8 protein-coding genes are annotated in these 12362 nt (G+C 73.8%); 5 read left to right on the top strand and 3 right to left on the bottom strand.

Annotated elements, in window-relative coordinates:
• Positions 1-5: 5 nt before the first annotated feature.
• Entirely contained in the window at positions 6-1628 is a 1623-nt protein-coding gene (locus BLS43_RS26710) for an ABC transporter substrate-binding protein (RefSeq protein ID WP_093089475.1), read from the bottom strand.
• A gap of 411 nt (positions 1629-2039) precedes the next feature.
• Here BLS43_RS26710 and BLS43_RS26705 point away from each other — a divergent pair, with 411 nt between their 5' ends.
• Positions 2040-4739 carry an ATP-binding protein gene (locus tag BLS43_RS26705; protein WP_093089474.1) on the top strand — a complete coding sequence of 900 codons (2700 nt, stop codon included), beginning with the start codon at positions 2040-2042 and terminating at the stop codon, positions 4737-4739.
• 171 nt (positions 4740-4910) lie between these two features.
• A complete protein-coding gene (locus BLS43_RS26700; RefSeq protein ID WP_143030236.1) occupies positions 4911-7589 on the top strand; it encodes a LuxR C-terminal-related transcriptional regulator in 2679 nt (892 codons plus the stop codon).
• On the opposite strand, the gene BLS43_RS26695 is transcribed toward BLS43_RS26700, so the two are convergent.
• On the bottom strand, positions 7573-8667 hold the full coding sequence (locus BLS43_RS26695; RefSeq protein WP_093089472.1) for a 3-dehydroquinate synthase family protein: 1095 nt from the start codon (positions 8665-8667) through the stop codon (positions 7573-7575). The two genes, BLS43_RS26700 and BLS43_RS26695, sit on opposite strands and share 17 nt — an antisense overlap.
• On the bottom strand, positions 8664-9122 hold the full coding sequence (locus BLS43_RS26690) for a type II 3-dehydroquinate dehydratase (protein ID WP_093089471.1): 459 nt from the start codon (positions 9120-9122) through the stop codon (positions 8664-8666). Before BLS43_RS26690 ends, BLS43_RS26695 begins: the two co-directional genes overlap by 4 nt.
• Positions 9123-9333: 211 nt before the next feature.
• Between BLS43_RS26690 and BLS43_RS26685 the strand changes: the two genes are divergently transcribed.
• The 3 genes from BLS43_RS26685 to BLS43_RS26675 are packed head-to-tail and all read left to right on the top strand — an operon-like array spanning position 9334 to position 12277.
• A complete protein-coding gene (locus BLS43_RS26685; protein WP_093089470.1) occupies positions 9334-10500 on the top strand; it encodes a DegT/DnrJ/EryC1/StrS family aminotransferase in 1167 nt (388 codons plus the stop codon).
• Positions 10497-11594, top strand: coding sequence for a Gfo/Idh/MocA family protein (locus BLS43_RS26680; RefSeq protein WP_093089469.1), 1098 nt, complete (start codon positions 10497-10499; stop codon positions 11592-11594). The genes BLS43_RS26685 and BLS43_RS26680 overlap by 4 nt, the downstream gene beginning before the upstream one ends.
• Positions 11591-12277, top strand: coding sequence for an HAD-IA family hydrolase (locus tag BLS43_RS26675; RefSeq protein WP_093089468.1), 687 nt, complete (start codon positions 11591-11593; stop codon positions 12275-12277). Before BLS43_RS26680 ends, BLS43_RS26675 begins: the two co-directional genes overlap by 4 nt.
• The last annotated feature ends 85 nt before the right edge of the window (positions 12278-12362 follow it).

Genomic DNA, 12362 nt, shown 5'->3' with positions numbered 1-12362 from the left:
ATCGATCAGGCCGGGTCCTTCCATGCGCCGACGAGCAGGTCGGGGCGGGAGTCCGCGCCGAACACCACGCCGTGCACCCCCTTGGTGGTGGCGACGAGCCCGGTGTTCTCGTAGACCGGGACCTGGTAGTACTGCTCGGCGATCCGCTTCTGCACGTCCGCGAGCAGGCCGAAACGGGCGGCCTGGTCGCTGGTGCCGAGCTGGCGGGTCAAGAGCTCGTCGAGCTGCGGGTCGTCGACCTTGTAGAAGTTGGTGCCGCTCTTGGCGTACACGGTGCGCAGGATGTCCGCGTCCGATGCGCCGCCCGCGATCCACGCCGCATCGAAGTCGCCGCTCTGCCACTTCGCCAGGAAGTCGGGAGCCGCCCCACCCGAGAGCGTCAGCTCGACGCCGGCGGTGCGGAGCTGCTGCTGCAACACCTCGACCGCGCTCTGGGTCTGCCCCGAGGTGTTCATGTAGATCACCTTGAGGGACAGCCGGTTCCCGTCCTTGACGCGGATGCCGTCCGGCCCGGCGACCCACCCGGCGGCGTCGAGGTCGCGTCCGGCCGCGGCCGCGTCGAACCCGAACGACGAGCTCTCGTCGGCCCACCCCGGGGTCGCCGCCGACAGGATGCTCGTGCCCACCGTGAACTTGTCGGTCACCGCCGTGTCCCGGATCTGCGTGGCGTCCACCGCGTGAGCGATGCCCCGCCGCACCGCCAGGTCGCTCGTCGCCGGGCGGGACACGTTGAAGTACAGGCCGTTGACGTAGCCCGGTGTCGAGCGGGTCACCACCTCGCCGGATCCCTCGAGCTCGCCCACCGCCGTCGGGTCGACACCGTTGATCACGTCGACCGAGCCCGAGGCCAGGCTGCCCGACCGCACCGTCGACTCGGGCACGACCGTGAAGTCGATCGCGTCCAGGTGCGCGGCCCCGGTGGTGGCGAACCCGGCGGGGGCCCAGGCGTACTCGGGCCTGCGCACGAGTGTGGTCGACACGTCCTTGGTGTACTGCTGCAGGACGAACGGGCCCGACCCGACCACACCCTTGCCGGTCGCGCGCTCGTCATAGGGGATCGTCGTCGTGGACCGCGAGACGATGCCCAGCATCACACCCGCGGTGTTGACGGGGAACGCGGCGTTCGGGGTCGAGAAGTGGACCACGGCGGTGTCCGCGTCGACGGCCTCGGTGGACGCGTAGCCGGTGAAGAAGCTCGCGGTGCCGGGGCTCTTCGCCTTGTTCGCCACCAGGTCGTCGAAGGTCGCCTTCACGTCGTCCGCGGTGACCTTGCTCCCGTCGGAGAACGTGGCGTCGTCTCGGAGCTCGAAGGTGAACTCGGTGGCGTCGGCGTTGCTCGACCAGCTCTTGGCCAGCCACGGCTCGAGCTGCTTGCTGTTCGGATCCAGGTACAGCAGCGAATCGAACAGCTGGCGCGTGACCGTCCACGAGTCGTTGCCCGCGTTGTTGCCGGACGGGTTGAACGACAACGGGTCGGTGGTCAGGGCGTAGGTGAGCCTGCCGCCGGTGACCGGTTCGCCGGACGAGGGCGCTGCGCCGTCGGACGGCCTGCTCGAGCAGGCGCTGAGCAGGACGGCGGCGGCCGCGAGGGCGGCGGCGGTTCCGAACGCGGCGCGTCGAATGGACACGGTCGTGGATCTCCTCGTCGGGAAGGGAGGGAAAAGGGATCGGTGCCCGATCCGACGCGTCGTCCGTCGGACTGGGTGGGACCCTCGGCGCCGGTGAGCGGCCTCGAATTCGCGCCGACGCTACGTGAACCGGACGCCGCGAAACCCCTGTCCGCACCCCTAAAGGCCCCTACTCGGCAATGTCCGGTCATCCGCGGGCCGTTCCGCGAGTCGGGAGTCCGTTCTCCACCCGGTCCGAAACGAGGCGACGCTCGTTATCGTGAGTCCTCGCGACTGTGACACGGCTGCTGAGGGAGGACCGAGACGTGACGTCGACTCGCGCGCGATGTGCCGGCACCGGGAACACGGGCGTCTCCGCCCGGTGCCCCGGATCGTCGTCGGGTAGGTCGGAGTCCGCGTCGGGAGTGTCGGGTGCAGTTCAACGTCCTGGGTTCGATCGAACTACGCGCCGCCGGTGAAGCGGTCGCCCTCGGCGGGGTCCACCAGCGGGCGACGCTGGGTCACCTGCTGCTGAACGCCAACCGCACGGTGGCGACGAGCCGCCTGGTCGAGGCGCTGTGGGGCGACGCCCCACCGCCGACCGCCCGCAAGATGCTGCAGAACGCCGTGTCGGGTCTGCGGCAGCGGATCGCCGAGGCGGAGCGTGCGGAGTCGACGGTCGGTGCCGGTGCCGGGGTGGGCGTCGAGGTGCTCACCCGGGCACCGGGATACCTGCTGCGGGTGCCGGAGACCCACGTCGACCTGCTGCGGTTCCAGGCGTTGTGCGAGCGGGGGCGGACCAAGCTGGCCGAGGGCGACTGGGCGGAGGCGGCCCAGGCGTTGCGGGACGGCCTGGCCCTGTGGCGCGGTCCCGCGTTCGCCGACCTCGCCGAGGCGGGCATGGACTGGCCGGAGCTTGTCGCCCTGGGCAAGGCTCGGCTGTCGGCGTTCGAGGACCGCGTGGAGGCCGAACTCGCCCTCGGGCGGCACCAGGAGATGCTGCCCGAGCTCGAAGCCGCGTGCGAGGCCGATCCCGCTCGCGAGCGGCTGTGTGGACTGCTGATGCTGGCGCTCTACCGCTCCGGCCGCCAGACGGACGCGCTGGACGTGGCCCGCAGGGCCCGGAGCGCGTTGCGGACCGAGTACGGGCTCGATCCCGGTCCCGAGCTCCAAGAGCTCGAGCGGGCGATCCTGCACCACGACGACGCGCTGGCCCGGCCGGTCGAGCAGGCCCCCGCGCGGACCGAGACGGTCGTGGCGCCTGCCGAGCTCGAGACCGTGAGCGAGCGCAAGTGGGTCTCCGTGCTGCTGGTGCGCGCCGAGCCCGTGGGCCGTGCCGACGATGATCCCGAGGCGGTGGCCGAGCGCGCGCGCGAGCTGCAGGCGGTGCTCGAGGCGGAGGTGGGCATCTTCGGCGGCACTCTGCACAGCCGGCTGGGCGCGACGTGGCAGGCGGTGTTCGGCCTGCGCCGCACCCACGAGGACGACGCCGAGCGGGCGATCCGTGCCGCCTGCTCGATCCGGCGCAGGCTCGACGACATCGACCACATCGACGGCATCGACCCCATCGGCGGCGTGATCCGGTCGGTCGGCGCACGCACGCGGGTCAGGATCGCCGTTGCGACGGGGGAGGCGCTGGTGACCGCCCGGGCGGCGGGCAGTGGGGAGGTCACCGGCGAGGTGGTCGACACCTGCCTCCAGCAGCTCGCCGGGCTGCGCCCGGGGGAGGTGCGGGTCTGCGCCACGAGCAGGTTGGCCAGCCGAGGCGCGGTGACCTACGCCGAGGACGGTCAGGTCGTCGGCGTACGACCGGAGCACGAGAGCGCGACGTTCAGCGGCCCGTTCGTCGGCCGGGCCGCCGAGACGGCGATGCTGACCCGTCTGGTCGACGAGGTCGTCCGGACCCGGAGGCCGCACGCGGTGACGCTGTTCGGGGAGCCCGGTGTCGGGAAGAGTCGCCTGGTCCGCGAGTTCCGCACCGCCGTGGCGGGCGAGGTGCGGGTCGTCGCGGGTCGGACCCCGCGGTTCGGCTGGAATGCGCCGGTCACCCCGCTGGCCGGTGTCGTCAAGGAATGCTGCGGTATCTCGAGCGAGGACGATGTCCCGACCGGGCTGCGCAAGCTCACCCGAGCCGTGCACGGCCTGGTCGGCGACGCCCGGACGGCGGAGTGGATGGTGACGGGACTGCGACCGCTCGTCGAGCTGTGCGAGAGCACCCGCGCCCCGGTCGAGGTCGAGCAGGTGGCCGCGGCGTGGGTCCGTCTGGTCGAGGAGTCCGCGGTGCGCAGGCCGCTGGTCGTCGTCCTGGAGGACCTGCAGACCGCGGACACGGAGCTGCTGGACTTCGTCGAGGGCCTCGATCGCAGGCTCGGCCCGGTGCCCGTCCTCGTGCTGGTGACGGCGCGTCCGGAGCTGCTCCGCCGCCGTCCGGCCTGGGCGGGCGGCACCTCCGCCACCACGGTCCGGACCATGGGGCCGCTGTCCGACGGCGAGGTCCGTGAGCTGGTCGGGATGCTGGACCGCCGCCTGCGCGAGGAGTCCGCACCCGAGGGAGGCGGGCCGGCGCTGGACTGCGGATCCCAGGTCATCGACCGCGTCGGCGGCAACCCGCTGTTCGCCAGCGAGTACGTCCTGATGCTGCGCTCCGACCTCGCGGGACGGGCGCCGGCGATCCCCACGCTCACGATCCCGTCCGCGGACGGCGGGGAGACCGGTGAGCCGGGGAACGGACGCGTCCGGCTCCCACAGTCCGTCCACACCATCCTGGCGGCCCGCCTCGACACGCTCCCGCAGCGCGAGAAGTCCGTCCTGCAGGACGCCGCGGTCATCGGCGGACGGGTTTGGGGTGAGCCGGTCCGCGAGATGAGCGGCGCGGACCAGGAAGAGGTCGCCGCCGTCCTCGACCGGTTGGAGCGACACGGCCTCCTCGTGCGGAGCGGGCGGCGAACCGACACCGGTGAGCTGGTGTACGCCTTCCGGCACCCGCTGCTGCGGCACGTGGCCGTGTCCCAGCTCCGCCGACAGGACCGGCTGGAACGGCGGGCGCGGTGGCGGGCTCTCCGCGGCGGCGGACTCGAGGTGGCGGTGCCCGCCGCCCGAGGCGAGGTACCGGCGGCCCGCCTCTCCGGGTGAGCACCCACCGAACAGGGCGATGGCGGGACAGTTCCCGTCCAGTGGGCGGCGTCGGCGACGATCGAGGGGCGGGTCTGCCGACGGCGGCGAGGGCAGCGGCGTCCTGCGGCGTCCGAGTCGTCACGGTGTCAGGACCTGCGAACCGATGACGGCGTGAAGGAGTCGTGGGGCGTGCTCGGACGGGATGTGGTGGACCGCCGGATCGGGGAGCTGCTGGGCGGCGAGCCGTGTGGTGGCTGCGCGATCCTCGTCGAGGGGCCGATCGGCGTCGGGCGGACGACGGTGCTGCGGGCGATCGCCGAACGCGGCGCGGCGCTGGGGTACACGGTGCTATCCGCGACCGGATCGCGTGCCGAGCGGACCGTGCCGCTCGGGTTCGCCCGCCAGCTGGCCCCCCGGTGGTCACCGAACGCGGCGAGACCGGACGACCGGGCTCTCGGGTTCGAGACGCCGGCCGCGAACCTCATCGACGAGGTGGGGGGAGGCGACGCGCCGCTGATGCTCGTCCTCGACGATCTCCAGCTCGCGGACCTCGAGTCGTTGGAGTTCGTGCTGTTCCTGCTCCGGCGACTGCCCGCCGGGCGGGTGCTGCTCGTCGCCGCGGTGCAGAGCCCGGCCCCGGCCGCGGCGGAGTCCGCGGCGTTCGTCGCCGAGCTGTCCAGGACGCTGCGGGTCGAGCGGGTGCGGATCGATCGGCTCTCCCCGGGTGAGGTGCGGGAGTACCTGACCGCGCGGCTGGGCGCGGAGCGGGCCGAGGAGCTGGCCGAGCGCGCCGTCGCGTTGTCGGGTGGCAGTCCGCTGCTGCTCGATGCGCTCGGCGAGGACTACGCCCAGGGGACGGACCGGGCGTCGGAGGGGTACGCGCGGGCCGTCGCGGGCGGGGTCCACCGCGGGGGGCCCGTGGTGACCGAGGTGGCGGCCGCGCTCGCGGTGCTCGGCGAGACGGCCGCGGGGTCGGCCTGGTCGGCCGTCGACGTCGCGCGGGTCGCGGGCGTCGCTCGGGAGGCCGCGGCGGCGGCGCTGCGGACCCTCGCGGCGGCGGGGCTCCCCGCCGCGCCGTTCCCGGACGCCGCGGTGCGCACCGCCGTGCTCGATCGCGTCGACCCGGCCCGGCGAGCCGACCTGCACCTCGCGGCCGCACGGGTGGCGCGCGAGGCCGGCCGGGCGCCCACCGTGGTCGTCGAGCACGTCCTGGCGGCGGGGGACCGGTGCCTGCCGGAGGCCCCCTGGGCCGTCGACGCCCTCGTCGAGGCGGCCGACCGGGCCGTGCTCGACGACGAGCCCGAGCAGGCGGCGCGGTGCCTCCAGGTGGCCGGACACCACTGCCCGGCAGGGCGGGAGGCAGCGCTCGCGATCCGGCTCGCGGCCGTGTTGTGGCGGGTCCGGCCGCTCGCGTCGCTGCCCCCGCTGGAGGAGGCGCTGCACCGCGGAGTCACCCACGACGACGCGGCGGAGGCCGTCCGACAGCTGGTGTGGCACGGCCGCACGGCGGAGGCCACCGCGCTGCTCGCCGACCTGGGTCGACGCGGCGACATCGACGGCCACGTCCTGTCCGCGCTCGAGACGTGGGGGCACCACCGGGCCCCCGGGGCGATCCCGGCGCCGCACCAGCCCTGGGCCGGTCGGACGCGCGAGGACCGGGTGCGACCGGAGACGGACCCGTGGCTGCAGTCCGTCGCCCTGCTCGCCGACGCCCTCGAGCACGGAACCCCGGGCCGGGTCGAGGCGCACGCCGAGATCGTGCTGCGAGACGCCCGACACGGCCGCGGGAGCACATGGTCCGAGGAGGCGATCGTGCTCGCCCTCGAGGTGCTGGCCCGGGCGGGTCGGGCGGCCGACGCCGTGGCGCGCGGCGAGCAGCTGCTCGACAAGGGCCAGCAGACCACGGGTCGGGCGAGGATCATGGTCGGGCTGGCCAGCATCGCGCTCGAGCGGGGGGACCTCGCGGCGGCCGTCCGGTGGGCGACCGAGGCCCTCCAGATCCTGCCCGTGCCGGCCTGGGGGATCGAGATCGGAGCACCACTGGGCGTGCTGGTGGACGCGCTCGTCGGCACCGGCAGCCTCGACGTGGCGGCGCAATGGCTGGTGACGACCGTCCCCGCGGCCATGGACGTGGGTCTCGCGGGACTGCGCTACCGCCAGGGCCGCGCCCGCTTCCGGATGGCCACCGGCCATCCCGCGGCCGCCCTGGCGGACTTCACCGAGTGCGGCGCCATGCTCGCGCGCTGGGGCCGCGACGTCGCGGACGAGGCCGTCGCGTGGCGTCTCGGCACGGCGACGGCCCGGCTGCAGCTGGGGGAGGTCGCCGAGGCGCGTCGGATCGCGCAGGAGCTGGCCTCGACCAGGAAGCCCCGGACGCGCGCGTCCGCGTTGCGGGTGCTCGCCGCCGCCACCGCACCGGACCGTCGGATCGGCATGCTCACCGAGGCCCTGGAGCTGCTCGAGTCGGCGGGTGACATCGCCGGGCAGGCCTTCGTCCTGTCGGACCTCAGCGAGGCCTACCGCGCGGCGGAGGAGATCCGCACCGCCCGGCTGACCTCACGCCGTGCCCTGCACCTCGCCCGGGTCGCCCACGTCACCCCCCTGGTGCGGGAGCTGGAGCACGCCGTCGGGTCGGAGCAGGCCGACGCCGACGCGCCGGGGGCCGTGGCCGCAACCCTCTCGGAGTCGGAGCGGCGGGTCGCGGGTCTGGCCGTCCGGGGCTACTCGAACCGGGAGATCGGAGCGCGCCTGTTCATCACGCCCAGCACGGTCGAGCAGCACCTGACCCGGGTCTACCGGAAACTCGGCGTGCGCAGGCGCCGCGACCTGCCGCCGGATCTGTGGGCCGAGGTCAGCCGGGCGAGCTGACGGCCTCGGTCCCGGCGAGGGGGGTGGACGGCATGGCCCGCAGGGTCCGGACCACCACCTCGACCGGGACGTCCGCCACCAGCTCGGGCCCGGCGGGACCGTCGAGCACGAACGCGAGGCCGTGGTCGGTCGCCTTCTTGTCCGCCCGCATGAGGGGGACGAGGGTGTCGACGTCGACCTCGCTCGGCAGGGCGGTCGGCAGCCCGTAGTGGGCCACGACCTCCCGGTGCTCGGCGGCCCGCACGGCGTCGATGCGACCGAGCTCGTGGGCCAGCGCGCCGGCGAAGACGGTGCCGATGGCGACGGCCTCGCCGTGTCGCACCCGGAACCCCGTCGCCACCTCCAGGGCGTGTCCGAGGGTGTGTCCGTAGTTGAGGACGTGGCGGCGCCCCGCGTCCCGCTCGTCGCTCGCGACGACGGCGGCCTTCATCGCCACGCTCGCGGCGATCTGCTGCGCCAACGGTCGCCCGCGCAGGTCGCCGGTGCCGATGAAGTGGGCGCGCGCGATCTCGCCGAGCCCGTTGGTGTGTTCGCGGGCAGGGAGGGTGCGCAGGTAGTCGGTGTCGCACAGCACGGCGGCGGGCTGCCAGTAGGCGCCGACCAGGTTCTTGCCCTCGGGCAGGTTCACCGCCGTCTTGCCGCCCACGCTCGCGTCGACCTGCGCCAGGAGCGAGGTGGGCAGGTGGATCACGGGAACGCCGCGGTGGTAGAGCGACGCGGCGAGCCCGACGACGTCGGTCGTGGTGCCGCCACCGCAGGACACGACGGCGCCCGCCCGGGTGAGCCCGGCCGCGGCGAACTCCCGGCACAGCGCCTCCACCTGGCCGAGGGTCTTGTCGCGCTCGCCGTCGGTGAGCGCGATCTCGACGGACGGCACCCCGGGGGGTGGGACGGCCCCGGACGGCCGGGCGGAGACGACCACGACGCGGTCGGCGCCGAGCCCGGAGACGACCCGGGGGAGCAGATGCCGGACACCGGAGCCGATGTGGACGTCGTAGGAGCGTGCACCGAGGTCCACCCGCACGCGGTGGGACCCGTCCCCGCCCACCGTGCCCCCTCCCACCGTGCCCCTGCTCACCGTGCCCCCGCCGGCGAATCCGGTACGGGCACCAGGTCGAGCAGCGCCCGGGCGGCGAGCCGGTAGCCGGGAGCGCCGAGCCCGACGATCACCCCGGCCGCCAGGGCGGACAGGACGGACTCGTGGCGGAAGCTCTCCCGGGCCCAGACGTTCGAGAGATGGACCTCGATCCACGGCCGAGGGTAGGCGGCCAGGGCGTCACGCAGGCTCCAGCCGTGGATCATCAGCGCGCCGGGGTTCACGATCGCGCCCACCGTGTCGTACCTGTCCTGCACCGCGCGGACGAGCTCGCCCTCACCGTCGAGCTGCACCGATTCCACGGTCCAGCCCCGATCGGCGACCTCGGCGGCCACCTGACCGGCGATCTCGTCGAGCGTCGTCGTCCCGTAGATCTCGGGCTGCCGCCGCCCGAGGGTGCCCAGATTCGGCCCGTTCAACAGCAATAGCGTTGACACGCTTCTCCTCGTCGTCAACGGAGCAATGCACGAACAATTCTAGAAGAATCTCGCGAAGATGGCGTTCCACTCGATGACCTAGGGGGTTCTAGGGGTCGCTAGGGGCGATGACGGCCCGATTTCGCAGAGTTACTCTCGCATGGTCCCGGCGGGTGTCGGGCAGTTCTTCCGCGATGTCGCGCATTCCACCATCAGAGAGAAGTGATGCGTCATGGCCGATCACCTGCAGCCCGCGCCGGAGCTTCCGGCGTGGCCCCAGTACTCCGATTCCGAACGGATCGGTCTGATCCGGGCGCTGGAGCAGGGGCAGTGGTGGCGGATCGGGGGCAACGAGGTCGACTCCTTCGAGCAGGAGTTCGCTCGCTATCACGGCTCCGAGCACGCGCTCGCCGTGACGAACGGGACGCACGCCCTCGAGCTCGCCCTGGAGGTCCTCGGTGTCGGGCCCGGTACCGAGGTGGTGGTCCCGGCCTTCACCTTCATCTCGTCCTCGCAGGCCGCCCAGCGCCTCGGCGCCACCGCGGTCCCGGTCGACGTGGACCCGGAGACGTTCAACATCGACCCGGCCGCGGCCGCCGCCGCCATCACCCCGCGGACCCGGGCGATCATGCCCGTGCACATGGCGGGTCTCGTCGCCGACATCGACGCGCTGAACAAGATCGCCGCGGACAGCGGGGTCTCGATCGTGCAGGACGCGGCGCACGCCCACGGTGCCCGCTGGCGGGGGAAGCGGATCGGTGAGCTCGGCTCGGTGGCGGCGTTCAGCTTCCAGAACGGCAAGCTGATGACCGCGGGCGAGGGCGGGGCCGTCCTCTTCCCCGACGCCGGACTGTACGAGGAGGGCTTCGTCCGGCACAGCTGCGGACGTCCGCGCACCGACCGCGGCTACTTCCACCGCACCTCCGGCTCGAACTTCCGGCTCAACGAGTTCTCGGCGAGTGTGCTGCGGGCCCAGCTCGAGCGACTCGACGGCCAGATCGAGACCAGGGAGGCGCGGTGGCCGCTGCTGCGGTCCCTGCTCGCCGACATCCCCGGAGTGGTGCCGCAGGCCGATGACACGCGCGCCGACCGGAACCCGCACTACATGGCCCTGTTCCGGCTGCCGGGCATCGGTGAGGAGCGCCGCAACCTGCTCGTCGACCAGCTGGTGGCCCGGGGCCTGCCCGCGTTCGTCGCGTTCCGCGCGGTCTACCGCACCGCCGCCTTCTGGGAGACCGGCGCCCCGGACGAGAGCGTGGAGGACCTCGCACGCCGCTGCCCGAACTCCGAGGCGATCACCGGCGACACGATCTGGTTGCACCACCGGACCCTGCTCGCCCCGCAGACCGACATCGAACGGGTCGCCGCGATCGTCGCCGAGACGGTGGCGGCGCTGTGAGTGCCCCGGTCCGGGTCGCTGTCGCAGGCCTCGGCTGGGCGGCCCGGTCCATCTGGCTGCCCAGGCTCGCGGCACTGCCCGGCTACGTCGTGACGGCCCTGGTCGACCCGGATCCCGCCGCCTCGGCCGCCGCCGCGGGGCAGGCTCCCGGCGCACGGCTGCACACCAGCCCCGACGAGCTGGATCCCGCCGCGGTCGACCTCGCCGTCGTCGCCGTCCCCAACCACGCCCACGCCGCGGTCGCGAGTGGTCTGCTGCGGCGGGGTATCGCCGTCTTCGTGGAGAAGCCCGTCTGCCTGGACGAGGCGGAGGCCGCCGAGCTCGCCGACGCCGAGCGGCTGGGCGGGGCGGTCCTACTCGCCGGCAGTGCCGCGCGCTACCGCGCCGACGTCCGTGCCCTGGTGGACGCCGCCGCCACGGTGGGTGAGCTCCGCCACGTCGACCTGTCGTGGGTTCGCGCGCGGGGCGTACCGGACGCGGGCGGCTGGTTCACCGACCGCCGGACGGCGGGTGGCGGCGCGCTCCTCGACCTCGGGTGGCACCTCCTCGACGCCGCCACCCCCGTGGTCGGGCGGCTGGACGTCGAGCACGTCGCGGCCACGGTGTCCGGTGACTTCGTCAACGACCCCACCCGGCGGGCGGGATGGCGTCCGGACGCCGTCGCCCGCGAGCGCGCCCCCGGTGACGTGGAGGACACGGTGCGGGCCTTCCTCGTGACCGAGTCCGGAGTCTCGGTGGCGCTGCGCGCGAGCTGGGCCTCGCACGAGGCCCGGGACACGACGGTGCTGACCGTCGAGGGCACCGAGGGCGTGGCGCGGCTGCGGGCGACCTTCGGGTTCAGCCCCCACCGGGTGGGCGGCTCGACCCTCACGACCACACGGGCCGGCGTGACCGACGAGCTCGATCCGGTCGACGAGCCCGTGGGGCGCGAGTACGACCGCCAACTGGAGGAGCTGCCCGCACTGCTCCGCGACCCGCGGAGCCGTGGTGTGGCCATCGCGGAGGCGCGGCGGGCCGTCGCCCTGATCGACCGGATCTACACCTCGGCGCGGACCGTCGAGCCGACCGCAGCGCGAACGGGGAGCCGATCATGACGGTGCGCACGGAGTCGTCCGATGTCCGGCCCACCCTCGGGGAGGCCGCCCTCGCGGACGCCGTGGTGTTCGACCTCGACGGCGTGCTGGTGGACAGCTTCGCGGTGATGCGCGAGGCGTTCGGCATCGCCTACGCCGAGGTCGTCGGATCGGGTCCGGCGCCGTTCGAAGATTACAACCGCCACCTGGGACGGTTCTTCCCGGACATCATGCGGCTCATGGGGCTCCCCCTGGAGATGGAGGCTCCGTTCGTGCGCGAGAGCTACCGGCTCGCGGACCGGGTCCGTCTGTTCCCCGGGGTCGCCGACCTGCTGGCGGAGCTGGACGCTAGGAACGTGCCCCTCGCCGTGGCAACCGGTAAGGCGGGGGTGCGGGCCCGTTCCCTGCTCGACGGTCTGGGCGTGCTGGAGAGGTTCCGCCACGTGATCGGGTCGGACGAGATCTCCCGCCCGAAACCCGCTCCCGACATCGTCCTCCGTGCGCTGGACCTGCTCGACGTCCCGCCGGACCGGGCCGTGATGGTCGGCGACGCGGTCACCGACCTGCGCAGCGCCCGAGGGGCCCGGGTCCGGTCGGTCGCCGCGCTCTGGGGCACCACCGAAGAGGCGGCGCTGCGGGCCGAGGGACCCGATGTCGTGGCCCAGGCGCCCACCGACGTGTTGGCGCTCGTCCGAGCCGCCTGAGCGCGGGTCCTCAGCGATCGCTGCGAAGGAGTCCGGCGCAGAGAGATCCGGCGCCGTGAGACACGCCGCCCCGGCGGCCGAGGAG

The organism is Pseudonocardia oroxyli, assembly GCF_900102195.1.
In the GTDB taxonomy this organism is placed as follows: Bacteria; Actinomycetota; Actinomycetes; order Mycobacteriales; family Pseudonocardiaceae; genus Pseudonocardia; species Pseudonocardia oroxyli.
This window is presented reverse-complemented; position numbering and strand designations above follow the sequence as displayed.